Origin of the sequence: Pseudomonas sp. GD03862 (genome assembly GCF_029840855.1) — a bacterium.
In the GTDB taxonomy this organism is placed as follows: domain Bacteria; phylum Pseudomonadota; class Gammaproteobacteria; order Pseudomonadales; family Pseudomonadaceae; genus Aquipseudomonas; species Aquipseudomonas alloputida.
This window is the reverse complement of record NZ_JAOCDI010000010.1, coordinates 16,734-41,252: the sequence shown is the minus strand read 5'-3', so window position 1 is coordinate 41,252 and position 24,519 is coordinate 16,734. Positions and strand designations below refer to the sequence as shown.

At 63.3% G+C, this 24,519-nt stretch carries 21 protein-coding genes and 4 tRNA genes; 19 read left to right on the top strand and 6 right to left on the bottom strand.

Annotation, left to right across the window (positions count from 1 at the left end; translation table 11 throughout):
* Positions 1-161 precede the first annotated feature (161 nt).
* The 14 genes from truA (at position 162) to N5D53_RS09200 (ending at position 10,903) form a co-directional block, all read left to right on the top strand.
* Positions 162-1,022, top strand: coding sequence for a tRNA pseudouridine(38-40) synthase TruA (truA, locus tag N5D53_RS09265; protein WP_104962274.1), 861 nt, complete (start codon positions 162-164; stop codon positions 1,020-1,022).
* A gap of 61 nt (positions 1,023-1,083) precedes the next feature.
* Entirely contained in the window at positions 1,084-1,704 is a 621-nt protein-coding gene (locus N5D53_RS09260; protein ID WP_010953008.1) for a phosphoribosylanthranilate isomerase, read from the top strand.
* Positions 1,705-1,925: 221 nt separating this feature from the next.
* Entirely contained in the window at positions 1,926-2,819 is an 894-nt protein-coding gene (gene accD / locus N5D53_RS09255) for an acetyl-CoA carboxylase, carboxyltransferase subunit beta (protein WP_004574892.1), read from the top strand.
* Positions 2,819-4,126: a bifunctional tetrahydrofolate synthase/dihydrofolate synthase gene (folC, locus tag N5D53_RS09250; RefSeq protein ID WP_279840200.1), complete on the top strand. Its 1,308-nt coding sequence runs from the start codon at positions 2,819-2,821 to the stop codon at positions 4,124-4,126. The genes accD and folC overlap by 1 nt, the downstream gene beginning before the upstream one ends.
* Positions 4,110-4,754 carry an SPOR domain-containing protein gene (locus N5D53_RS09245; protein ID WP_190870103.1) on the top strand — a complete coding sequence of 215 codons (645 nt, stop codon included), beginning with the start codon at positions 4,110-4,112 and terminating at the stop codon, positions 4,752-4,754. The genes folC and N5D53_RS09245 overlap by 17 nt, the downstream gene beginning before the upstream one ends.
* A 195-nt stretch (positions 4,755-4,949) precedes the next feature.
* Complete coding sequence (locus N5D53_RS09240; RefSeq protein ID WP_010953011.1) at positions 4,950-5,507, top strand: CvpA family protein; 558 nt, start codon at positions 4,950-4,952, stop codon at positions 5,505-5,507.
* A gap of 42 nt (positions 5,508-5,549) precedes the next feature.
* A complete protein-coding gene (gene purF, locus N5D53_RS09235; RefSeq protein ID WP_003247207.1) occupies positions 5,550-7,055 on the top strand; it encodes an amidophosphoribosyltransferase in 1,506 nt (501 codons plus the stop codon).
* A 16-nt stretch (positions 7,056-7,071) separates the two neighbouring features.
* Positions 7,072-8,283 carry an O-succinylhomoserine sulfhydrylase gene (locus tag N5D53_RS09230; RefSeq protein WP_010953012.1) on the top strand — a complete coding sequence of 404 codons (1,212 nt, stop codon included), beginning with the start codon at positions 7,072-7,074 and terminating at the stop codon, positions 8,281-8,283.
* Positions 8,280-9,053 (top strand): SDR family oxidoreductase, encoded by a 774-nt coding sequence (locus N5D53_RS09225; protein ID WP_010953013.1) that lies wholly within the window; start codon positions 8,280-8,282, stop codon positions 9,051-9,053. Before N5D53_RS09230 ends, N5D53_RS09225 begins: the two co-directional genes overlap by 4 nt.
* A gap of 219 nt (positions 9,054-9,272) precedes the next feature.
* Positions 9,273-9,348: transfer RNA gene (locus N5D53_RS09220), tRNA-Val, on the top strand.
* 65 nt (positions 9,349-9,413) lie between these two features.
* A tRNA-Asp gene (locus tag N5D53_RS09215) sits at positions 9,414-9,490 on the top strand.
* 99 nt (positions 9,491-9,589) lie between these two features.
* A tRNA-Asp gene (locus N5D53_RS09210) sits at positions 9,590-9,666 on the top strand.
* A gap of 141 nt (positions 9,667-9,807) precedes the next feature.
* Positions 9,808-9,884, top strand: a tRNA-Asp gene (locus N5D53_RS09205).
* A 200-nt stretch (positions 9,885-10,084) separates the two neighbouring features.
* Positions 10,085-10,903 carry a DUF2242 domain-containing protein gene (locus N5D53_RS09200; protein ID WP_266023029.1) on the top strand — a complete coding sequence of 273 codons (819 nt, stop codon included), beginning with the start codon at positions 10,085-10,087 and terminating at the stop codon, positions 10,901-10,903.
* A 290-nt stretch (positions 10,904-11,193) separates the two neighbouring features.
* Here N5D53_RS09200 and N5D53_RS09195 read toward each other — a convergent pair whose 3' ends face one another.
* The 4 genes from N5D53_RS09195 to N5D53_RS09180 all read right to left on the bottom strand — a co-directional run bounded on the left by N5D53_RS09195 (position 11,194) and on the right by N5D53_RS09180 (position 16,448).
* On the bottom strand, positions 11,194-12,234 hold the full coding sequence (locus N5D53_RS09195) for an AraC family transcriptional regulator (RefSeq protein ID WP_190870104.1): 1,041 nt from the start codon (positions 12,232-12,234) through the stop codon (positions 11,194-11,196).
* A 4-nt stretch (positions 12,235-12,238) separates the two neighbouring features.
* Entirely contained in the window at positions 12,239-13,357 is a 1,119-nt protein-coding gene (locus tag N5D53_RS09190; protein ID WP_064491308.1) for a nitrilase-related carbon-nitrogen hydrolase, read from the bottom strand.
* A gap of 189 nt (positions 13,358-13,546) precedes the next feature.
* Positions 13,547-15,190 carry a TULIP family P47-like protein gene (locus tag N5D53_RS09185; protein WP_104962267.1) on the bottom strand — a complete coding sequence of 548 codons (1,644 nt, stop codon included), beginning with the start codon at positions 15,188-15,190 and terminating at the stop codon, positions 13,547-13,549.
* A gap of 25 nt (positions 15,191-15,215) precedes the next feature.
* Positions 15,216-16,448, bottom strand: a complete 1,233-nt coding sequence (locus tag N5D53_RS09180) for a TULIP family P47-like protein (RefSeq protein WP_223843609.1) — start codon at positions 16,446-16,448, stop codon at positions 15,216-15,218.
* Positions 16,449-16,774: 326 nt separating this feature from the next.
* On the opposite strand from N5D53_RS09180, the gene N5D53_RS09175 reads away from it, so the two are divergent.
* Both N5D53_RS09175 and N5D53_RS09170 read left to right on the top strand, forming a co-directional pair.
* On the top strand, positions 16,775-18,811 hold the full coding sequence (locus N5D53_RS09175; protein ID WP_266023032.1) for an NADPH-dependent 2,4-dienoyl-CoA reductase: 2,037 nt from the start codon (positions 16,775-16,777) through the stop codon (positions 18,809-18,811).
* Positions 18,812-19,088: 277 nt separating this feature from the next.
* Complete coding sequence (locus N5D53_RS09170) at positions 19,089-19,982, top strand: pyridoxal-phosphate dependent enzyme (RefSeq protein ID WP_266023033.1); 894 nt, start codon at positions 19,089-19,091, stop codon at positions 19,980-19,982.
* Here the strand turns inward: N5D53_RS09170 and N5D53_RS09165 are convergent.
* A complete protein-coding gene (locus tag N5D53_RS09165; RefSeq protein WP_190870106.1) occupies positions 19,973-20,515 on the bottom strand; it encodes a cytochrome b in 543 nt (180 codons plus the stop codon). The two genes, N5D53_RS09170 and N5D53_RS09165, sit on opposite strands and share 10 nt — an antisense overlap.
* Positions 20,516-20,742: 227 nt before the next feature.
* A complete protein-coding gene (locus N5D53_RS09160) occupies positions 20,743-21,765 on the bottom strand; it encodes a DUF1853 family protein (protein ID WP_266023035.1) in 1,023 nt (340 codons plus the stop codon).
* On the opposite strand from N5D53_RS09160, the gene N5D53_RS09155 reads away from it, so the two are divergent.
* Genes N5D53_RS09155 through N5D53_RS09145 form a run of 3 tightly spaced genes read left to right on the top strand, consistent with a single transcriptional unit; the run spans position 21,764 to position 24,509 of the window.
* Positions 21,764-22,654 (top strand): NAD(+) kinase, encoded by an 891-nt coding sequence (locus N5D53_RS09155; RefSeq protein ID WP_003247220.1) that lies wholly within the window; start codon positions 21,764-21,766, stop codon positions 22,652-22,654. The two genes, N5D53_RS09160 and N5D53_RS09155, sit on opposite strands and share 2 nt — an antisense overlap.
* The gene (locus N5D53_RS09150; protein WP_010953024.1) at positions 22,654-23,625 is read left to right on the top strand and encodes a metallophosphoesterase; all 972 of its coding nucleotides are present in this window, start codon (positions 22,654-22,656) and stop codon (positions 23,623-23,625) included. The genes N5D53_RS09155 and N5D53_RS09150 overlap by 1 nt, the downstream gene beginning before the upstream one ends.
* Positions 23,622-24,509, top strand: a complete 888-nt coding sequence (locus N5D53_RS09145; protein ID WP_121161906.1) for a rhomboid family intramembrane serine protease — start codon at positions 23,622-23,624, stop codon at positions 24,507-24,509. Before N5D53_RS09150 ends, N5D53_RS09145 begins: the two co-directional genes overlap by 4 nt.
* The last annotated feature ends 10 nt before the right edge of the window (positions 24,510-24,519 follow it).

The window sequence follows — 24,519 nt, the reverse complement described above, 5'->3', positions numbered from 1 at the left end:
CGCACCCACGGGATCCCCACAGGTTGTCGACCTTGTGAGTGGCCTGTGGGAGCGAGCCCGCCCGCGAAGAGGCCCGCACATGCAGTGCGCATCCAACGGCAGCCCTACGAGGCTGCCGTTGTCGTTATAATCCCCGCCATTCCGTACACCCCACAGGTTTCATGCTCTTGGACATCATCGATACCGCTACCGCCGAATCCGCGGCCGAAGGCTACTCCCGCATCGCCCTGGGCGTGGAATACAAAGGCGCGCGCTACCGCGGCTGGCAACGTCAGGCCAGCGGCGTGCCGAGTGTCCAGCAAGCCCTGGAGCAAGCGCTGTCCAAGGTCGCCAACGAGCCGATTTCGGTGGTCTGCGCCGGGCGTACCGACGCCGGCGTTCACGGCTGCGGGCAGGTCGTGCACTTCGATACCCGTGCCGTGCGTGACGAGCGCGCCTGGACCATGGGCACCAACTTCAACCTGCCGCACGACATCAGCGTGGTCTGGTCGCGGCCCATGCCGGCCGATTTTCATGCCCGCTTCAAGGCCTGCGCCCGGCGCTACCGCTACGTCATCTACAACGACCCGATTCGCCCGGCGCACCTGGCCGAAGAAGTGACCTGGAACCACCGTCCGCTGGACGTCGATCGCATGGCCCAGGCGGCGCAGTACCTGCTCGGTACCCACGACTTCAGCGCCTTCCGCGCCAGCCAGTGTCAGGCCAAGTCACCGATCAAGCACATCTACCACCTGCGTGTTACCCGCCATGGCCAGATGATCGTGCTGGACGTGCGTGCCACCGCGTTCCTGCACCACATGGTGCGTAACATTGCCGGTGTGCTGATGGCCATCGGTGCGGGCGAGCGTCCGGTTGCCTGGGCACGCGAGGTGCTCGAAGGGCGCAACCGCCGTGAAGGTGGGGTAACAGCCCACCCATACGGGCTTTACCTGGTGCAGGTGGAGTACCCCGAAGCGTTTGCGTTGCCCAAGCGTTACATCGGCCCACACTTTTTGAGTGGTTACGAGGCGTTGGCAGACTGACGAGCGAAAAGCCATTTGCTAACATCCGCCCTTTCGCCGCAACAATCAGGGTTCTTGTTCCATGAGCAATGTTCGCAGCAAGATCTGCGGGATTACCCGCATCGAAGACGCACTGGCCGCTGCCGAAGCGGGGGCCGATGCCATCGGCTTCGTCTTCTATGCCAAGAGCCCGCGGGCGGTGGACGTGCGCCAGGCGCGGGCGATCATTGCCGAGTTGCCACCCTTCGTGACCACGGTCGGGTTGTTCGTCAATGCCTCGCGCTGCGAGCTGAACGAGATCCTCGAAGTGGTCCCGCTGGACCTGCTACAGTTTCACGGCGATGAAACCCCGCAGGACTGTGAAGGCTACCACCGCCCCTGGATCAAGGCCCTGCGTGTGCGCCCTGGCGATGACCTGGAGGCGGCCTGTCGGCTTTACGCGGGTGCCCGCGGCATTTTGCTCGACACCTATGTGCCGGGCGTGCCAGGGGGAACCGGCGAGGCGTTCGACTGGTCATTGGTACCGGCGCGTCTTGGCAAGCCGATCATCCTAGCGGGCGGGCTGTCGGCCGATAACGTTGGCCAGGCCATTGCCCAGGTAAAGCCTTATGCGGTGGATGTCAGCGGTGGCGTCGAACAGGCCAAGGGCATCAAGGATGCGGCGAAGATCGAGGCCTTCATGCGTGCGGTGAAACAGGCTTGATGGCAGATGTGACGGCTGGCTGCGCGCCATCGTCCATAGCTTTCGCAGCCCTGCGGGCCGCATGCCAGCACCTGTGGCGGCAAAAAACACATTAGCGGTGGAGTGGCGCGCTGGAAGCCCCGGCGGCCGGTCCACCATCGTTTCATAAAAGATTTTGAGCTCAAGGGCAGGGCAGGGCCGGTGACGCCGTCCCCCGCCTGCCAATACTGGAGAAAGAAAGCATGAGCAACTGGTTAGTCGACAAACTGATCCCTTCGATCATGCGTTCCGAGGTGAAAAAGAGCTCGGTGCCTGAGGGCCTGTGGCACAAGTGCCCGTCCTGCGAGGCCGTGCTGTATCGTCCGGAGCTGGAAAAGACCCTGGATGTCTGCCCCAAGTGCAACCACCACATGCGCATCGGCGCACGTGCGCGCATCGACATCTTCCTTGACGCCGAAGGCCGGGCCGAACTGGGCGCTGACCTGGAACCGGTCGACCGCCTGAAATTCCGTGATGGCAAGAAGTACAAGGACCGCCTGACCGCTGCGCAGAAGCAGACCGGCGAAAAGGACGCGCTGATCTCCATGAGCGGCACCCTGATGGGCATGCCGATCGTGGTTAGTGCCTTCGAGTTCTCGTTCATGGGCGGCTCCATGGGTGCCATCGTCGGCGAGCGCTTCGTGCGCGCGGCCAACTATGCCCTGGAAAACCGCTGCCCAATGGTTTGCTTCTCCGCTTCGGGCGGTGCGCGCATGCAGGAAGCGCTGATCTCGCTGATGCAGATGGCCAAGACCTCGGCCGTGCTGGCGCGCCTGCGCGAAGAAGGCATCCCGTTCATCTCGGTCCTGACCGACCCGGTGTATGGCGGTGTTTCCGCCAGCCTGGCGATGCTCGGCGACGTCATCGTCGGTGAGCCGAAGGCCCTGATCGGTTTCGCCGGCCCACGCGTGATCGAGCAGACCGTACGCGAGAAGCTGCCTGAAGGCTTCCAGCGCAGCGAGTTCCTGCTGGAGCACGGTGCCATCGACCTGATCATCTCCCGTGGCGAATTGCGTCCGCGTCTGGCCCGCCTGCTGGCGCAGATGACCGGTCAGCAAACGCCGGAAGAAGCGCGTGAGGCGGCTGCCGTCGCGTGATGAAACAACGATCCCTGGGCGAATGGCTCGCCTACCTCGAGCAGTTGCACCCCTCGGCCATCGACATGGGCCTGGAGCGGTCGCAGAAGGTGCTTGCCCGCTTGGCGCTGGGCAAGCTGGCGCCGCGCGTGGTGACAGTGACCGGCACCAACGGCAAGGGTTCGACCTGCGCCTTCGTGGTGTCGTTGCTGCGTGCCCAGGGGCTCAAGGTCGGCGTGTACAGTTCGCCGCACCTGCTACGTTACAACGAGCGGGTGATGATCGATGGCCAAGAGGCCAGCGATGAGCGCCTGTGCGAAGCCTTCGCCGCCGTCGAGGCGGCGCGGGGCGATATTTCCCTGACCTACTTCGAGATGGGGACGTTGGCCGCGTTCTGGTTGTTCTACCAGTCGCAGCTGGATGCGGTGGTGCTGGAGGTGGGCCTGGGTGGCCGCCTGGATACCGTCAACGTAGTGGATGCCGACTTCGCCCTGGTGACCAGCATCGGTGTCGACCATGTTGATTACCTGGGTGATACCCGCGAGCTGGTGGCCTTCGAGAAGGCTGGCATCTTCCGCCCGGGCAAGCCGGCCCTGTGCGGTGATCTGGATCCGCCCGGGCCGTTGCTGGACAAGGCCGCTGAACTGGCCGCACCACTGTTCCTGCGCGGTCGGGAATTCGACCTGGCCAGCGCCGATGGCTGCTGGAGCTGGCGTGGTACTGCCGCCGATGGTGCGCAGGTCGAGCTGCGTGACCTGCCTTTGCTTGACCTGCCCATGGAAAACGCCACGCTGGCCTTGCAGGCTTACCTGCTGATGGGGCTGCCGTGGGACGCGGAGCAAGTTCGCCAGGCGCTGCAGGATACCCGTATCACTGGGCGTCACGACCTCCGTAACTTGAACTGGCAGGGCAAACCGGTAGCGTTGCTGCTGGATGTCGGGCACAACCCGCATGCGGCGCAGTACCTGGCCAGGCGCCTGGCGGCCCGGCCGCTGAAGGGGCGCCGCCTCGCGGTCTTTGGTCTGCTCGCCGACAAGGATCTGGAGGGCGTTATCGCGCCGCTGCAGGGCCTCATCGACGACTGGGCGGTGGCGCCGCTGGATACCCCGCGCAGTCGCCCGGCCGCAGAACTGGCCTCGTCCTTGGCGAACCTCGGTGCCGCGGTGAAGTCTTATGCCAGCGTCGACGCCGCCCTTGAAGGGCAATGTGCGCAGGCGACGGCGGATGATCAGATCCTGCTGTTCGGTTCGTTTTTCTGTGTCGCCCAGGCGCTGGAATGGCTGGAGCGGCACGCCCAGGAGGGTGGAATAGATGGCTGTGCTGGATAAAGGGATGAAACAGCGCATGGTGGGTGCGCTGGTGCTGGTGGCGCTGGCGGTTATCTTCCTGCCGATGCTGTTTACCCGCCAGGACGAGATGCGCCAGGTGCACGTCGAAGCCCCGCAGGCACCGGCCATGCCCAGCCTGCCGGAAGTGAAGGTGGAGCCGGTTGCCGTGCCGGAGCCACAGGTTATTGCGCAGGAGGCGCAGCCGGCGCCGGTGGTGATCGACGAGGCCACTGCGCCGGCGAGTACACCCAGCCAGCCAATCACCCCGTCGCCACAGACCCAGGCGCAGGTTCAGCCACCCAAGCCGCAGGCGCCCGCGCCCAAGGTGGAGGCCAAAGCCGCTGCAACGCCCGCGCCTGCCGCGCCATCGAAGATCGACGCCAATGGCCTGCCCGTCAGTTGGTCGATCCAACTGGCCAGTCTGTCCAACCGCGCCGGTGCCGAAAAGCTGCAGCAAACCCTGCGTAGCCAGGGTTACAACGCCTATATCCGTACGGCGGGTGGCATGAACCGCGTGTACGTGGGGCCGTTGATCGAGCGCGCCGAGGCCGAGCGCGTGCGTGACGCCATCAACCGTCAGAACAGCCTCAAGGGCTTTGTGGTGCGCTTCCAGCCTGAGCGCAGCTGATTCCCCGGGGCGGCTAGGCCGCCCATTCGCGGGTGAGCCCGCGCCTGCAGGTACTGTGCCGCTGCAAGGCTTACCCGGAACCTGTCGGCGCGGGTTTGCCTGCCAAGGCCCAACACCAATCCAGCTGACATTCCGCTTACTCCCGGCCCTCTGCTCTGGTAAAATGCGCCGCCTCAAACGTCTGCAGGCAACACCGTGGCATTTACCTTGGTTGATTGGGCGATCATCGCGATCATCGCCGTCTCCACACTGATCAGTCTCAAGCGCGGCTTCGTCAAGGAGGCCTTGTCCTTGCTCATCTGGATCATTGCCGGTGCGGTTGCCTGGATGTTCGGCGGTTCGCTCTCGGTGTATCTTGAGAGCTATATCCAGACGCCATCGATGCGCATCATCGCTGGCTGCGCCATTCTTTTCGTCGCCACCTTGCTGGTGGGGGCCATGGTCAACTTCCTTGTCGGTGAGCTGATCCGCGTGACCGGGCTGTCCGGCACCGATCGTTTCCTGGGCATGGCCTTTGGCGCTGCGCGCGGGGCCTTGCTGGTAGTGGTGGCCATAGGCCTGATCAGCCTGGGGCCGGTTCAACAAGACACCTGGTGGCAGGAATCACGCCTGATACCACAGTTTCTCTTGGTCGCCGACTGGTCGAAAAACCTGATTCTGGGTTTCACCGACCAATGGACGCCCAGTGGGCTGATCAGCACTCCGGCTGATCTTCCGTTCAAGGAACAGTTGCTCGGGCCGTCCAAGCCCTGAGCGCTATTCACTCAAGTTTCATCAAAGTAGGGGTTGCGTCGCATGTGTGGCATCGTCGGTATCGTCGGTAAGTCGAACGTCAATCAGGCGCTGTATGACGCGCTTACGGTCCTCCAGCACCGCGGCCAGGACGCTGCCGGTATCGTGACCAGCCATGACGGCCGGTTGTTCCTGCGCAAGGATAATGGCCTGGTGCGCGACGTGTTCCAGCAGCGCCACATGCAGCGCCTGGTAGGCAACATCGGCATCGGCCACGTGCGCTACCCGACTGCGGGCAGCTCGACCTCGGCCGAGGCCCAGCCGTTCTACGTCAACTCGCCTTACGGCATCACCCTGGCTCACAACGGCAACCTGACCAACGTCGAGCAGTTGGCCAAGGAGATCTACGAGTCCGACCTGCGCCACGTCAACACCAACTCCGACTCGGAAGTGCTGCTGAACGTGTTCGCCCATGAGCTGGCGGTGCGCGGCAAGCTGCAGCCGACCGAAGAAGACGTGTTCGCTGCGGTCTCTCATGTGCACAGCCGCTGCGTTGGCGGTTACGCCGTGGTGGCCATGATCACCGGCTATGGCATCGTCGGTTTCCGCGACCCCCATGGCATTCGCCCGGTGGTGTTCGGCCAGCGTCACACCGACGAAGGCGTGGAATACATGATCGCCTCGGAAAGCGTCGCCCTGGACGTGCTCGGCTTCACCCTGATCCGCGACCTGGCGCCGGGCGAAGCGGTGTACATCACCGAAGAAGGCCAGTTGTTCACCAAGCAGTGCGCCGAATCGCCAAAGTTGCAGCCGTGCATCTTCGAGCACGTCTACCTGGCGCGCCCGGACTCGATCATCGATGGGGTCTCGGTGTACAAGGCGCGTCTGCGCATGGGTGAAAAGCTGGCCGACAAGATCATGCGCGAGCGCCCCGATCATGATATCGACGTGGTCATCCCGATCCCGGATACCAGTCGTACTGCCGCGCTGGAACTGGCCAACCGGTTGGGCGTCAAGTTCCGCGAAGGTTTCGTCAAGAACCGTTACATCGGCCGTACCTTCATCATGCCCGGCCAGGCCGCGCGCAAGAAGTCGGTGCGTCAGAAGCTCAACGCCATCGAGCTGGAGTTCCGCGGCAAGAATGTGATGCTGGTGGACGATTCGATCGTGCGCGGTACCACCTGCAAGCAGATCATCCAGATGGCCCGCGAAGCCGGCGCCAAGAATGTCTACTTCTGCTCCGCGGCCCCTGCAGTACGCTACCCCAACGTCTACGGCATCGACATGCCGAGTGTTCACGAACTGATCGCCCACAACCGCACCACCGAACAGGTGGGTGAGTTGATTGGCGCCGATTGGCTGGTCTATCAGGACCTGCCAGACCTGATCGACTCGGTCGGCGGCGGCAAGATCAAGATCGAGCAGTTCGATTGCGCGGTGTTCAACGGCGAGTACGTCACTGGCGATATCGACGAAGCCTACCTCGACCGCATCGAGCAGGCCCGTAACGACTTGGCCAAGGTCAAGAACCAGGCCGTCAGCGCGATCATCGACCTTTACAACAACTGATTTTGGGAGCGACGGCATGACGGATCAATGGGATGCCGGGCGACTGGACAGTGACCTCGAGGGTGTCGGTTTCGACACCCTGGCGGTACGCGCTGGCCAAAACCGTACCCCGGAAGGCGAGCACAGCGAAGCGCTGTTCCTGACCTCCAGCTATGTGTTCCGCACGGCAGCCGATGCTGCTGCGCGCTTTGCCGGCGAAACGCCGGGCAACGTCTACTCGCGCTACACCAACCCGTCGGTGCGTGCCTTCGAGGAGCGCCTGGCGGCCATGGAAGGTGCCGAACAGGCCGTGGGTACGTCCACCGGCATGGCGGCGATCCTGGCCGTGGTCATGTCGCTGTGCAGCGCCGGTGACCATGTGCTGGTGTCGCAGAGCGTATTCGGCTCTACCATCAGCCTGTTCGAGAAGTACTTCAAGCGCTTTGGTGTAGAAGTGGACTACGTGCCACTGGTCGACCTCACCGGTTGGGAAAAGGCCATCAAGGCCAACACCAAGCTGCTGATCGTCGAATCGCCCTCCAACCCGCTGGCCGAGTTGGTCGATATCACCGCGCTCAGCGAAATCGCCCATGCTCAGGGTGCCATGCTGGTGGTGGACAACTGTTTCAGTACCCCGGCGTTGCAGCAGCCGCTGAAGCTGGGTGCCGACATTGTGTTCCACTCGGCCACCAAGTTCATCGATGGCCAAGGCCGCTGCATGGGCGGTGTGGTTGCCGGCCGTACTGAGCAAATGAAAGAAGTAGTGGGTTTCCTGCGAACCGCAGGTCCAACCCTCAGTCCGTTCAACGCCTGGATCTTCACCAAGGGCCTGGAAACGCTGCGCCTGCGTATGCGTGCCCACTGCGAAAGCGCTCAGGCCCTGGCCGAATGGCTGGAGCAGCAGGATGGCGTGGAGAAGGTGCATTACGCCGGCCTGCCCAGCCACCCCCAGCACGAACTGGCCAAGCGCCAGATGAGCGGTTTTGGTGCAGTGGTTAGCTTCGAGGTCAAGGGTGGCAAAGAGGGCGCGTGGCGTTTCATCGACGCTACCCGTGTGATTTCCATCACTACCAACCTGGGTGACAGCAAAACCACCATCGCGCATCCGGCGACCACCTCACACGGTCGTCTGTCGCCGCAGGAGCGTGAAGCGGCTGGCATCCGCGACAGCCTGATCCGCGTTGCCGTGGGCCTGGAAGACGTGGCTGACCTGCAGGCTGACCTGGCGCGCGGGTTGGCGGCATTGTGATCGAAATCAGCGGCAGTACCCCGGGCCACAATGGCCGGGTAGCCTTGGTCACAGGTGCCGCCCGCGGCATCGGTCTGGGCATTGCCGCATGGCTGATCTGCGAAGGCTGGCAAGTGGTGCTGAGTGATCTGGACCGCCAGCGTGGTACCAAAGTGGCCAAGGCGTTGGGCGACAACGCCTGGTTCATTACCATGGACGTTGCCGACGAGGCCCAGGTCAGTGCCGGAGTGTCCGAAGTGCTCGGGCAGTTCGGCCGGCTGGACGCGCTGGTGTGCAATGCGGCCATTGCCAACCCGCACAACCAGACGCTGGAAAGCCTGAGCCTGGCACAATGGAACCGGGTGCTGGGGGTCAACCTCAGCGGCCCCATGCTGCTGGCCAAGCATTGTGCGCCGTACCTGCGTGCGCACAATGGGGCGATCGTCAACCTGACCTCTACCCGTGCTCGGCAGTCCGAACCCGACACCGAGGCTTACGCGGCAAGCAAGGGCGGCCTGGTGGCTTTGACCCATGCCCTGGCCATGAGCCTGGGCCCGGAGATTCGTGTCAATGCGGTGAGCCCGGGCTGGATCGATGCCCGTGATCCGTCGCAGCGCCGTGCTGAGCCGTTGAGCGAAGCTGACCATGCCCAGCACCCAACGGGCAGGGTAGGGACCGTGGAAGATGTCGCGGCCATGGTTGCCTGGTTGCTGTCACGCCAGGCGGCATTTGTCACCGGCCAGGAGTTTGTGGTCGATGGCGGCATGACCCGCAAGATGATCTATACCTGAGCACCTTGTTTAAACTGCGCCGGCCTCTTCGCGGGTAAACCCGCTCCTACAACGGTTAATGTCCGACTGTAGGAGCGGGTTTACCCGCGAAGAGGCCGGCACAGGCAATAACCTCACGTTGCCTTTTTGAAAAAAATTCAATGGGGCTATTGACTTAGCTTCGCCACCTGCGTAAATTTCGCGGCCTCAGCGAAGCAAACGCAACAAGCAACATCGCGAGGGTGATTAGCTCAGCCGGGAGAGCATCTGCCTTACAAGCAGAGGGTCGGCGGTTCGATCCCGTCATCACCCACCACTTCCTGAGATGTTCCTGGAGCTTCGGGTTCGCAAGAAGCCGATAGCCAGAGAGGAACGCACTGCGCAGCGGTAGTTCAGTCGGTTAGAATACCGGCCTGTCACGCCGGGGGTCGCGGGTTCGAGTCCCGTCCGCTGCGCCATTTTTCAGTAACAGATGGGTGCCTGGCACCGGTCTGAAGCCACAAGGCACACGCCTTGGGCTGATCCCAGTTTCAATCGGGCGCAAGCCTGAACGATACGCAGCGGTAGTTCAGTCGGTTAGAATACCGGCCTGTCACGCCGGGGGTCGCGGGTTCGAGTCCCGTCCGCTGCGCCATCTTCGTTTCAAGGTCCCTAGAACACCTTGAAGCAAACACAAGAGAAGCGATCGCGTTATCGCTTTTTTTGTGCCTGCCCTGAGGCCATCGCGCCGGAAGGGTAGACCCAGGTTTCAATCGGGCGCAAGCCTGAATGATACGCAGCGGTAGTTCAGTCGGTTAGAATACCGGCCTGTCACGCCGGGGGTCGCGGGTTCGAGTCCCGTCCGCTGCGCCATCTTCGCTTCAAGGCCCCATGAACGCCTTGAAGCAACGTTAAAGCGACCTTCGGGTCGCTTTTTTCGTTAGTGCGCCTGGTAAGTGCCTGCCTTTACCCAGATTTACACCAACCTGACAGATTCTTCACCGACCAGCGGTTCCTGTGCCTGCCTGCTGTGTTGCACAATAGGCACTTTCCCGACATACCCGGAATTCGCAATGACCAGATCTTCCGTCTTTGGTGCGCTCGGGCTGGCCCTGGTGCTGGCGGGCGTGACCGGTTGTTCCTCGAAAAAAGCGGCCGTCTACGAGCACGAGAACTTCGATGACTCGGGTACCTTCTCGCGCAGCTTTCCGGTGAGCGATGCCGGCTCTTGCGAGGCCGCCCGGCGTGCTTTGCTCAGCCAGGGGTACATCATCACCAGCAGCGGCGCCAACCAGGTGGTGGGTAACAAGAGCTTTCAGCAAAACAGCGAGAACCACCTGCAGATCAGCTTCAATGTTACCTGCGCACCGGACGTGAGCGACGACCAGCACTCGACCATGTTCGCCAACGCCCTCCAGGACCGCTATGCGCTGAAAAAGTCCAACACCTCCGCCAGCCTGGGCGTGGGGGTGCTGGGTTCGGTGTCGATGCCGATCGGCTCCAGTGACGACTCGATGGTCAAGGTGGCCAGTGAGACGGTGACCGCGGCGCAGTTCTATGACCGTTATTTCGCCTTGGTGGAGAGCTACCTGCCCAAGCCGAAGAAGGTCGAAAAGGCCAAGGTCGAGGCGCCCAAGGTGGAAAAGCCGGCGGTGGACCTGGGGCTTCCGGAGCAGGCGGCGGCGAACCCGGTGGCGCCGGCCCCGGCAGTTGCACCTTTGGTTGAAGCGACGCCTGCACCTGCGGGAGTAGCCCCGGCCAGCGAGGCGGCAGCGGCGCCGGTGGTGGATGACAGCCAGGGTTCGCAGCCGGTGGTCCCACCGGTGGAGGCTGCACCCATTCAGGTACAGCAGGATGCCCAGTCGGCCGAGGCCGCCGCCCCCTCCCTTTGATGGGTCGCCTGAACCGGCCCTTTCGCCGGCAGCCCGCGAAAGGGCCGGTTCAGGCTGTAAACATCCCCTGTTACAGACGCCCCGCGATAACTTTCTGAACACCTGCTACGTTTACCACTCATAAGCTTGTCATCATCCCTTCATCCCACCTGCTTAGGCTGAAGGCGATACCTACAAAGGCAAAATGAGCAAAGAGGACGCAGGGCAATGGATGAATACCAGGAAGAACTACTCGAAACCCAGGCTTACGAACTGGACACCCCGGAACCGGCCGACGACGCCACCGAACTCTAGCCCGGCTGCCGCTGGCTGCGGCGGAACTCCCCCGGCGTGAGGCCCGTCCAGCGCTTGAATGCGCGCTGGAAGGCCTCGGCTGAAGCAAACCCCAACAGATAGGCAATCTCGCCAAAGGCCAGCGCCGTGTCACGGATGTAGGTCTCGGCCAGGTCGCGCCGGGTTTCGTTGAGCAGGTCGCGAAAGCGCGTGCCTTCCTCGGCGAGCTTGCGGCGCAAGGTCCAGCTTGGTAGCTGCAAGTGCAGCGCCACTTCTTCCAGGTCCGGTTCACGGCCGCCATTGAGCAGCGGGCCCAGCAGGTGGGTGATGCGCTCACCCAGGCTGCGCACCCGCGTGCGCTGCAGCAGCTCTGCTTCGCACAACTGCAACAGGTGCTGCCAGGTGCTCGGGCAATGCCCGGGGTTGGCCAGTTGCAAGGTAGCGCGGCTCAGACGCAGCTGATTGCCGTCGGCGGCGAACTGCACAGGCGTGCTGCAAAGCGGTTGATAGCGCGCGGCATAGGAGGGCGCGGCAAACTCGATCTCCAGGCGTTCGGCCTGCACCGGGGTGCCGGCAAGGTCGGCCAACTGGGCCAGCCAGCCGGCCAGCAGTGAGTCGACCACAAAGCGGTTGTAGTCGTTGTAGGGGCTGATGGAGTAGAAGCGCAGCCAGGCGCCCTGGGCATCTTCCTCAAAGCTGGAATGGCCGCGGTAGTTGGCCGCGTAAAGCGGCTCGAAACGCAGCAGGGTACGCGCGGCCTCACCCAGGGTGGGGGCCTGGGCCGCAGTGACCCCGGCCAGGCCCGTATGCGCCAGCCGGCTGAGGCGCCCCATACGCAGACCTAAAGCGGCCTCACCACTCATTTCGATGGCTGCGTGGCCCAGGTGCATGTAGCGGGGTATGGACAGGCGTGCGCCGGCTTCGCCCAGGCGGGTCGCGTCCAGGCCGTAGCGGCGCAGCAATGGTTCAGGGTCGTGGCCCAGCTCGCGCAGGGCTTGGCTCAAAGGCTGGACAAAACCTACCGACAGTTCGCCCAGGCGCACGCGGGGGCGGGCCATGGGCTTACAACCACACATTCAACAGGCGGGCGCCTGGGCTGGGGGGGCCGGCGAGCAACGCGCCCGACTGGCGGGCAAAGCCCTGGCCATCGCTGCCCTGTTCCCAGAACTGCCCGCGCATGAATACGCTCATGCTGCTGATGTCGGTTCCGGCTACTTCGGTCAGGCGTTGCCAAGCCGTCTGTTCACTGACTTCGCCGCGCTGCAAGGCCAGCCCGGCGCTGGCATCCTGATGGCGATTTCCCCGCCAGGGTGCTTGCCAACTGCCCTTGCCACTGAGAAACGCCGGGTTGGCGACCAGTTGTACGGCTTGTTCAGTCAGTTGCTGGTGGTTTTCCGGGTACCAGCTGTCACTGCCCACCAGTATCCCGAGGCGCCCGGCCGGGGTCTGCACGACCTGCAGCGGGTGCTGGCGGCCGTGGTGGACGTAGCGGCGCATTTCACTGTCGGGATATTGCTGGCGCTGGGGCTGCCCCAGTAGCGAGCCGTCTCCGGCAAACACCACACTGCTGTTGAACAGCGGGCCACGGCCGGTATGCAGTACGCCTTGTTTCACATAAGGTTCGGGCAGCACGATCGAACCGGCCACCAAGGTGACGCCAAATTCCTTGGCAAGGCCGCCGAACAGCTGCTGGTAGTCTGCGGCCATCTGCTCGGCCTTCATGCGCAAGTGCGCATCGGCGCGCCAGTCGTCGCCGTCAGCGCCAAGAACCGCGAGGCCATAACGCAGCGGGTTGCTCAGTTCCAGCCATTGTTGGGCTTCGTGGCTCTGGGTGACTTGATACAGCTCGTTCTTCTCTCCGCGCGCCCACAGCCAGGTACCGATGTGTTCCGGCAGCACCACCACCGTGCGCGGGTTCACCAGGCCTTGGGCGCGGGCTTGCTCCAGATAGGCTGCGAGCTTGCGGTGCAGGCGTTGCAGGTTCTGATAGTCGCCCGGGTACAGCAGTGGTTCGACACCGAGCAGGTTGCCGTGCTCGCCCGGCACGCCATGGTTAAGCGCCAGCTCGATGCGCAGGTCGGACAGGTAGTGGCCTTCCGGGCGCTGTTGGGTCCAGAAGCCATAGCCGCAGAGGGCGGCGATCATCACCAGCGCCAGGGCGCTTGCCAGGAGTTTTCGCATCAAGCGTGGGTATTCGCTAAAAGTGGAGTGGCCATACGGAGCGATGCAGCCGCAATCTCGCGCCTTGTGATCGGTTTGAGCAGCGCACTGCATGGATCCATGCACAATCGACTTTTGATCATACCAAAGGAATGGCGATGGGCGTGCAACGAACCCCGGGCGTCGGGGCCCGGGGTTGTGTTGGCAGGGTCAGGCGGCCAGCGTCGCCAGGGCGAGACGTTTGTCCTGGATGCAGAATTTCTCGAGCAACTTCAGCGAGCCACCGAATATCAGCGCACCGGAGTAGGTGATGTCGGTCAGGACAAAGGCATCCGGTTCACTGAATGGCCATTTGACCTGGTTCGCCGCCACTTTGACCATGGGCGCTATGGACGGAATGTTGTTGGTTACCCCACCCGCCACCACGCGCTCGATGATCACGTGGATGACGATGCTGACAATGGCCACCACCAACGCTGCGATGATGCCGACGATCAACGCCATCACCTTGCCGCCCACACCACCAGCCACCGCGGTGGCCACGGCGGCAATCGCGCCCAGAATGGCTTCGGTGACGATCACCCAGGTGGCGATGTCTGTCGTGTTCTGGACATCCGGGTCTCCGACCATGGCATATACCATCACCTGTTCGCCCTTGTCGTTGACGCCCAGTTGCAGCGTCTGCTTGGTGACGATTCGGGTATAGGCCACGATACCCGGTGAGATATCGGTGCGTACCTTGCATTCGGTGCGGATATAGGACTCGTCGAAGTTGATATCGAACTTTTCGGCCACGGGATGATAGGTGATGGCCCCAAACTTGACGCTGTCGAGCTTCAGGTCGTTGGCAGTGATGGATGTGCCCGCTTCATCCAGGGTGAAGTTAGCCGCGGTGGTACCCTCGAAGATGAACGGCAATGCCGCCAGCAACTGGTACTTGACGAAGATCTCCCGGCTGATGAGGAAGTTGGCATTGTTGTCCGCAGCCAGCATCACGGCAGGCAACTGGTTCGGCAAACCCGTGGAGTCACGCTCGTTGGTCATTGCCAGCACCCCGAAGATGCTGCTTTCCTCGCTGTTCTTGTCGGTATAGGCATAGCTCATGGAGGTGGCCCGCAGCCATTTGAATTCCTCGCTTTCCTTGCCCATGTTGTTGATCAGTACGGTACTGAACAGGGTGTCGAACTTCTTCAGGTTCTCGGGCTGGTTCAGCCAGTCTTCGAGTACGCCGCGCATCACGCTCTGGTCAATGCCGCTCAAGACGTTGTTCGGGTCCCTCAGGGCAATCACCGCAGCGATCGGGTCATCCGGGTTCGTTGCCTGGGTGTTGACTTGCAGTTCATACGTGCCGTCTGAAGCCGATACTGGATTGGGCGCCGGGAAGTAGCTGAGCTTGACGTAGACATCCGCAGACATTCCCTGGACCTGGTAGGTTTTGCCGTTCAGGCCCTTGTATGTCCCTGAGCCGAAGGGGATGCGTACCTTGACGTTGCGTCCGTCGCCGCCGGTGGTAATCGACCAGGCGTCGAAGTCGGCCTTGAGCGAGAAGCTGTCGACCCCGGCGTCTATGCTGGCGGGGTAGGTTTTTTCCAGGGCGATGCGCTGGTTGAGCGCAGAGACCCGGCAGATGCTCACGGTATCCCAGCCATTGGTCGTGACCGTACTGGCCAGTGTTCCGGCATTGGTCAGTAGTTGCGCGGCGCGCAAGGTGTCTTCGGAACTGTGTACAAGCGCCGCGTTGCGGTACAGGGGCGATTCGCGCAGGGTCTGGCGCGCGGTTTCATTGAGGTGATCGAGGCGCAGCGAGATGGGTTGGGCAAACCCGGACAGCATGACCTTGCTTTCATTGCTCATGATACGGCTCCTTGTGTTGGTGGGGTCACACGTAGTTGATGACAAGGGCCTCGGCGAGGTAGCTCGACGAAGCGGTATGCGTGTCGTTGCTCCAGGACACGCAATCGATGGTGTCGGCCTTGACCGAGCCGCCACGCGCGGCGATGGCGCTGATCAGGTCATCGGAGATCACAGCGGCGACGATGTGGGTGATCAGGCTGACGATGGGCGAGAGCCAGGCCAGGTACCAGGGAATATGCACTTCCTTTCTGAAGTCGGACGATTGCTTGACGAAGTTGATGGTGTTGCCATCGAGCACCAGCTTCATCCTCAGCCAGCCGTTCCACTTCATGTCGATACCTGCGTGCAGGTCACAGTCGCCCTTATAGTCGACGGTGATGAAGTCACCGAGCATTCGTGCAGGGTTGCAACCGGCGAAGACAACGGGGGTGTACCAGATCGCTCCTGATTTGATGGCCTTCATGCGCAAGGTCGGTATGTTGACCATTTGCGTATTGTCGAAGCGGTAGTCCTGCGCCGTGGCACCCTGGTAAAGCTGAAGCAGCCCGGGCAGTACCAGATGCTCCAGGACCATGCGTGGAGACAGCACGTAGCTCGACTGTCCACCCTGGCTGATACCCGACACATCGATATCCAGTGGCAGCCCACTGATGTCGCGTTCGGTACATACGGCCATGATCGCCAGGAAACCTGAATCGAGGTACGCATAGGTACATTTTCGCGGTCTGGCCCATTCCGGGGCAGTGGCTTTGCTGAAGTTGATGGTCGCGAAGGTATGGGTGAACTGTAGGGGATGCTCTACCAGGTAGTTGCAGATACAGTCCAGCACCACGGAGGCGAAAGGACCTAGCGAACCGTCGGGGTCTTGCAGGGTGATGCCGCGCAGCCAGCCGCCTTCGTCGCCCAGCAGGGGTTGAGTGGCTCCGGCCTTGTGCAGGAAGGCCGACTTCAACTGCACCTGGCCGTTGCCTTGTGGCAACAGCGACAGGGTGACCTCGATGATGGCAACCGCGCCGGCCAGCGAGCGGCTGGTACCACTGGCCTCGAAAAAACCTGAGCGTATAGGCATGCGCAGGCGCAGCAAGCGACCGCCGCCACCGTTGATGACCGACCAGCAGTCGAACACCCCGTGGCAGGCGTAGCCTTCATCCGAGGTGTAGGAAAATTCGTGGTCGAGGCTGTTCCAGCTGGCTGCCAGGTCACTGTTCACGCTGTCCTGGCGAACGATGCTGATGGTGTCCCATCCTTTTGTCAGCATGAGCGAACCCTCCGGGCGCACTGAGTAGGCGCCACGTTCCATGGGTGGATGATCAAACGTGCTTGAAGAGTCTGGCAGAGCCGCGTTGTCTGGCAAATGCGCGGGGAGACTGTTTGGCGATCAAGCCAGGCGAACCTTATAGCGCTGAAGTTCTGGAGCCTTCCCGACAGTCGCTGCCTCTGCTGTTCATCACGATCATTAACTTGTCAGTTTTGATCATTGAGCCCTTTCAAACGGCTGTTTAATGTCGCTGACAGACAAACGACGGGGCCCGCCATTCAGTGAGGTGCCCGCATTCCGTGATCACGCCATCAGGGGACCTTTCCATGGCCGCCGACCGCTACCCGCACCTGCTTGCTCCGCTGGACCTGGGCTTTACCACCTTGCGCAACCGCACCCTGATGGGCTCGATGCACACCGGCCTCGAAGAGCGCCCCGGCGGCTTCGAGCGCATGGCAGCTTACTTTGCCGAGCGCGCCCGCGGTGGCGTTGGCCTGATGGTCACTGGCGGCATTGCGCCCAACGATGAAGGTGGGGTGTATTCCGGTGCGGCAAAGCTCAGCACCGAGGAAGAGGCCGACAAGCACCGCATCGTCACCGAGGCGGTGCACGCCGCCGGTGGCAAGATCTGCCTGCAGATCCTGCACGCCGGGCGCTACGCCTACAGCCCACGGCAGGTGGCACCTAGCGCGATCCAGGCGCCGATCAACCCGTTCAAGCCCAAAGAGCTGGATGAGGCGGGCATCGAGAAGCAGATCGCCGACTTCGTCAACTGCGCGGTACTGGCTCAGCGTGCCGGTTACGACGGCGTCGAAATCATGGGTTCGGAAGGTTACTTCATCAACCAGTTCCTCGCCGCGCACACCAACCACCGCACCGACCGTTGGGGCGGCAGTTATGAAAACCGCATGCGCCTGGCAGTGGAAATCGTCAGCCGGGTACGCGGTGCGGTAGGGCCTAACTTCATCATCATCTTCCGCCTGTCGATGCTCGACCTGGTCGAGGGGGGCAGCACCTGGGACGAGATCGAGCTGCTGGCCAAGGCCATCGAGCAGGCCGGCGCGACTTTGATCAACACCGGAATCGGCTGGCACGAGGCGCGCATTCCGACCATCGCCACCAAAGTGCCGCGTGCGGCCTTCAGCAAAGTCACCGCCAAGTTGCGCGGCGTGGTGAGCATTCCGCTGATCACCACCAACCGCATCAACACCCCGGAAGTGGCCGAGGCGGTGCTGGCCGAGGGCGATGCGGACATGGTCTCGATGGCCCGACCGTTTCTCGCCGACCCGGACTTCGTCAACAAGGCCGCTGCCGGTCGCGCGGATGAAATCAACACCTGCATCGGCTGCAACCAGGCCTGCCTGGACCACACCTTCGGCGGCAAACTGACCAGCTGCCTGGTCAACCCGCGTGCCTGCCACGAGACCGAACTCAACTACTTGCCTGTACGTACGGTGAAGCGCATTGCCGTGGTCGGCGCCGGCCCGGCTGGCCTGGCCGCGGCCACCGTGGCGGCCGAGCGAGGCCACGCGGTGACCCTGTTTGACGCCGCCAGCGAAATCGGCGGCCAGTTCAACGTGGCCAAGCGGGTGCCGGGCAAGGAAGAATTCTTTGAAACGCTGCGTTACTTCCGTAACAAGGTCAAAAGCACGGGCGTCGACCTGCGCCTGAATACCCGCGTGGATGTGCAGGCACTGGTGGGCGGCGGCTTTGATGAAGTCATCCTGGCTACCGGCATCGCCCCGCGTACCCCGGACATCGCGGGCGTGGAGCATGCCAAGGTGCTCAGCTACCTGGACGTGCTGCTCGAGCGCAAGCCTGTGGGCAAGTCGGTGGCCGTGATTGGCGCGGGAGGTATCGGCTTCGATGTGTCCGAGTACCTGGTACATGAGGGCGTGGCCACCAGCCAGGACCGAGCGGCATTCTGGAAAGAGTGGGGCATCGATACCCACCTTCAGGCGCGAGGTGGTGTGGCCGGGATCAAGGCCGAGCCGCATGCTCCGGCGCGGCAGGTGTACCTGTTGCAGCGCAAGAAATCCAAGGTGGGTGACGGTCTCGGCAAGACGACCGGCTGGATTCACCGCACCGGGTTGAAGAACAAGGGGGTGCAGATGCTCAACAGTGTCGAGTATCTGGCTATCGACGATGCCGGCCTGCACATTCGTGTGGACGGCGGCGAGCCGCAAGTGCTGGCGGTGGATAACGTGGTGATCTGTGCCGGGCAAGATCCGCTGCGCGAGCTGCAGGAAGGGCTGGTGGCGGCGGGGCAGTCGGTGCACCTGATTGGTGGCGCGGATGTGGCGGCCGAGCTGGATGCCAAGCGGGCGATCAACCAAGGCTCGCGGTTGGCGGCTGAACTCTGAGGGCGTCGGGGCTGCGTGAGCCCGATACCTGCACGGTAACCGGAGGGAGCGGGCATGCCCGCGAATTCGATGGCGGTGGCAACGGTGAACGGCGGGTGGAATTTGGCCAGCAGGCCCGGCCCTTTCGCGGGTGAACCCGCTCCTACGACGGTCTATACCGGGCCGTCGATGCCTGTGTCGAACCACTGATGCGCGTCCACCCTGGCACTGTGATGCCTCGGCGGGGGCGACTCATCGATTACAAGCGCTTGCGGGATTACCCTGTAAACTGCGATCCATGCATGTATTCGACCTCCCCCCAGCCCCCCTGCAGTTTCTGAACTTGCCCTGGCTGCAACAAGCCCAGGTCCAGGCCGCCATTCTGCGCCTGGACCTGATCGACCCGCTGATCAGCGGCAACAAGTGGTTCAAACTACGCCACCACCTGCAACAGGCCGGCGCCAGCAATGCTCCAGGCCTGATCAGCTTCGGCGGTAACCATTCCAACCATCTGCACGCCTTGGCCGCTGCCGGCAAGCGTTTCGGCTTCGCCACCGTCGGCCTGTTACGCGGCCATGCCCAGGACACGCCAACCGTGCGTGACCTGCAGGCGCTGGGCATGGAACTGCATTGGCTAGGCTACGGCGGCTACCGTGCGCGCAACGAGCCAGGATTCTGGGCCCCCTGGCAGGCCCGCTACCCAGGCTGGCACTGTATCCCCGAAGGGGGCGGCGGGCTGGCCGGTGCGCAGGGCTGCGCGCTGATCATGCAGCAGGCGCGCGCGCAGATCGCGGGATTGGGCTGGTCGGACCATGACGCCTGGTGGCTGGCTGCCGGAACGGGGACTACCTTGGCCGGCCTTGTACTGGCCGAGGCGGGTGCACATGCCGTACATGGCGCGCTGGCAGTGCCCAGGGATCATGGGGTGCCGGAGACGGTGGCAGCACTGGCCGGCACGCACGGCTACCAGCTACACGACGCCTGCCGTGGCGGTTTCGGGAAGTTCGACGATGAGCTACTGACGTTCATCGCCGACTGCGAGCAGCGCACTGGCGTGCCGCTCGAAGCCCTCTATACCGGCAAGGCTCTGCTGGCCTTGCGTGATCAGGTCGCTGCCGGGCTGTTCAAGCCCGGCAGCCGCCTGATCTTCGTACACACGGGGGGCCTGCAGGGGCGACGCGGTTACTTGTAGGGCAGCATGCGCAACAGCGTGTTGTCGCGCTGCACATAGTGGTGGTAAAGCCCGGCCAGTGCATGCAGGCCGATCAGCCAGTAGCCCCAGCTGCCAATACGCTCATGCCAACCTTTGATGAACTTGGCCTGGTCCGGGTTCGGGTCGATCAGATGGGGCAGTTCCAGGCCAAAGAACGGCACCGGTTTGTCGGCGGCACTGAGGATCAGCCAGCCGGCCAGCGGCAGGCCGATCATCATCAGGTACAGTGCCAGGTGCATCAGGTGCGCCAGGCCGGTCTGCCAGGCCGGTGGTTTGGGCACGATGGGCGGAGTCGGGCGGCTCAGGCGCATGGCCAGGCGCAGCCAGACCAGCACGAACACGCTGAGCCCGAGCATGAAGTGCAGGTCCTTCATCAGGTTGCGTTCGGCGCTGTCCTTGGGGAACAGGCCACGCAATTCGATGAGGGCATAGACAGCGGCCAGCAGCACCAGCATCAGCCAATGCAGGGCGATGGACAGGCGTGCGTAATGGGTGGTGGGGGATGAAACCATGATCGGTCCTCGTCATCAGGTCTGAATGGCGCTCTTGCTGGCGCTCAGGAGTCATTTTAATGGCTACCGGAAACAGATCTTTGCGCCAGGTCTGTGAAAATTGTGTTGCCAGCCACCGGCCTCTTCGCGGGCACGCCCGCTCCCACAGGTACTGCACAGTCTTGGAAGCCTGTGCAGTTGGACCTGTGGGAGCGGGCGTGCCCGCGAAGGGGCCGGAACAGGCGACATCAGTTACCGGGCAGATACGGCCAGTCATCAGCCACCAGAAACACCCGCTCTGCCTCCTGCCAAGCACCATCGGCATCAGGCACCAGTCGTACCAGCAAGTGCGCCGGTGCCTGCTGCTCCAGCACATGCAGCCACGCCGCAAACTGCTCCGCCTGCCAGCACTCACCTGACTCCACCCTTGCCGGCGCCAGCCAGGCATGCCGCTGCAGCGGCTGCCAACGCTCGCCTTCGGCCATCACCCAGTCCCGCCGACGAAGCCAGCGCCCGCGCAAATGTTGCGGGTTGGCGCCCTCCGGCGCCTCGGCATGCCCAGGCCGTGGATAGAACAGGTAACCACCCAGCCACATTTGCGCCTGCACCTGCTCCACCCCTAGCTGCGCCAGCGCCTGACGGCTGTGCGCTCCCTTGGACATGGGCAACTGGTGCCCCGCCAGGTGCGCAAGCTTGGTCCCCAGCCGGTCATGGCAACCTGGCCCCAGCCAGGCATGGGGATCGTGCCCGGCGTCTTCCGGGCCCAGGTACAGCTTGATCGCCAGTTCCAGGTGGTGCACGCCGTCGCGGTCGCGCAGCACCACGTCGAGCTCGCCCAAGGTGCGCCCGCCGTCGCGAATCGCCAGGTTGGCGGCCAGCAGCTCGATGCCTGGCGCCTGGCCCAGGGCAAATTGCCACAGGCGTTCGTAGTAATGCCCCAGGCGCCGGCTGCCCAATTGCGCCAGCCACGCGCGCAACGGTCGGTCATCGGCATCCAGGGCCCGCAACCATTGTTCAAGGCGTTGCGGCTGCTGCGCCCACAGGCTGCCCGCCAGCGGGTGTCGCTGGGGGCAGGGTGGGGCGCTGAGCAGGGGCGGCGACAACAAGGCCCATGCCAAGTCACGCACGGTGGAGTGCTGCAGTTGTCGGGGCAGGTCGTGAAGCTGGGCGAATGGCGTCATCCTGCGAGCATAGCCGGTTTGCCGCTGCCCGGTGGTTTCGCCCATAATCGGCGCATCGTCACCCGCCGCAGAGCCTTGCAGGAGCCCCATGGAGCAATTTCGCAATATCGGTATCATCGGTCGCCTTGGCAGCTCGCAGGTGCTCGACACCATTCGCCGACTGAAAAAATTCCTCCTCGATCGCCACCTGCACGTGATCCTCGAGGACACCATTGCCGAAGTGCTGCCCGGCCATGGCTTGCAGACGTCCACCCGCAAGCTGCTGGGCGAGGTCTGCGACCTGGTCATCGTGGTCGGCGGTGACGGCAGCCTGCTGGGCGCTGCCCGTGCGCTGGCCCGGCACAACATTCCGGTGCTGGGTATCAACCGTGGCAACCTGGGTTTTCTCACCGACATCCGTCCCGACGAGCTGGAACAGAAGGTCGCCGAAGTGCTCGACGGCCACTACCTGGTAGAAAACCGTTTCCTGCTGCAGGCCGAGGTGCGTCGCCACCACGAGGCCATCGGCCAGGGCGATGCGCTGAACGACGTGGTGCTGCACCCGGGCAAGTCCACGCGCATGATCGAGTTCGAGATCTACATCGACGGCCAGTTCGTCTGCAGCCAGAAGGCCGACGGCCTGATCGTCGCCACCCCCACCGGCTCCACCGCCTATGCGCTGTCGGCCGGTGGCCCGATCATGCACCCCAAGCTCGATGCCATCGTCATCGTGCCGATGTACCCACACACCTTGTCGGGCCGGCCGATCGTGGTGGACGGCAACAGCGAGCTGAAGATCGTGGTGTCCAAGGACCTGCAGATCTACCCGCAGGTGTCCTGTGACGGCCAGAACCACTTCACCTGTGCCCCCGGCGACACCATCACGGTCAGCAAGAAGCCGCAAAAGCTGCGCCTGATCCACCCGCTGGACCACAATTACTACGAGGTCTGCCGCACCAAACTGGGTTGGGGCAGCCGCCTGGGGAGCAGTGACGACTGATGCTCGATCCGGCGCGAAGTTTTGACATCATCGGCGACGTGCACGGCTGTGCACTGACCCTTGAACGCCTGCTCGACGCCCTCGGATACAAGCGCGTGGCCGGCGTGTGGCGCCACCCGCGACGTCAGGCGCTATTCCTTGGCGATATCGTCGACCGCGGGCCACGCATTCGCGAGGCGCTGCACATCGTCCACGACATGGTCGAAGCCGGCCAGGCGTTCTGCATCATGGGCAACCACGAATACAATGCCCTGGGCTGGGTCACCCCGGCGCTGCCTGGCAGCGGCAAGGCCTATGTCCGCGAACACACGCCGCGGCATGCCCGGCTGATCGACGAAACCCTGACCCAGTTTGCCCAGCACCCCGGCGATTGGCACGATTTCGTCAACTGGTTCTACCAGCTGCCGCTGTTCATCGACGCCGGACGCTTCCGTCTGGTGCACGCCTGCTGGGACCCGCGGCTGATCGAGCCGCTGCGCCAGCAATACCCCGACGGCCGCATCGATGAGCACTTCATCCAGGCCTCGGCGGTCAGTGGCAGTTTTGCCGACACGGTGTGCAACCGCCTGTTGCGCGGTACCGACATGCGCCTGCCGGACGGGCTGACGCTGACCGGCGGCGACGGCCTGACCCGCGCGTTTTTCCGCACCAAGTTCTGGGAAGAAGACCCGAAAACCTACGGTGACATCGTGTTCCAGCCCGATGCCCTGCCCGAGGAAGTGGCCAGCACCCCGCTCAGCCACAGTCAGAAGAATGCCTTGCTGCGTTATGACGAAGACCAGCCGATGCTGTTCGTCGGGCATTACTGGCGCAGCGGCCGGCCGGCACCGATCCGCGCCAACCTGGCCTGCCTGGACTACAGCGCCGTGCTCTATGGCAAGCTGGTCGCCTACCGGCTGGATGATGAAACCCGTATCGACCCACACAAGTTCGTCTGGGTCGACGTCGACCGCCCACAGGCCAACCAATGAACATTATCGAAGTGATGCGCCTGCCGCTGTCGGTCGACCTCAGCGGCTTCGTCCACCTGTTGCAACGCCTGCAGGTGCCGCACCGGGTCAGCGAGGAGGGCGATGCCCAGGTACTCTGGGCCCCCGACACTCTGGCCGAAGATGTGCTGCAGCTCTACCAGCGCTACCCGGACGGCAACGCCGACCTGCCGGCCAGCGCCGACCCTGTAGGGGCGGTTTCACCCGCGAATGCCCCCGCACAGCCTTCTCTGGCAGCCCAGGCCAAGGCCTGCAAAATCACCACCCTCACCCTGCTGCTGTGCTTCATCGTCGCCGGCCTCACGGGCCTTGGCGACAACTTCACCACCATCAGCTGGTTCACCTTCCTCGACTTCCGTGTCCAGGGCGACTACCTGTACTTCAGCCCGTTGGCGCAAAGCCTGGATGAAGGCCAGTGGTGGCGCCTGGTATCGCCCATGCTGCTGCATTTCGGTGTGCTGCACCTGGCCATGAACAGCCTGTGGTACTGGGAGCTGGGCAAACGCATCGAACTGCGCCAGGGCCCGTGGGCGTTGCTGGGCCTGACCCTGCTGTTCAGCCTGGTCTCCAACCTGGCCCAGCACTACACCAGCGGGCCGAGCCTGTTTGGCGGCCTGTCCGGCGTGCTGTACGGCCTGCTCGGGCATATCTGGCTGTACCAGTGGCTGGCGCCCGACCGTTACTTCAACCTGCCCAAGGGCGTGCTGGTGATGATGCTGATCTGGCTGGTGGTATGCCTGACCGGCGTGGTCGGCACGCTCGGCCTTGGCCAGATCGCCAATGCCGCCCACGTCGGCGGGCTGCTCATCGGATGCCTGACCGGGCTCTTGGGTGGGGCGCTGGCCCGGCGTAAACTGTCGGCTTGAATCAGGAGAC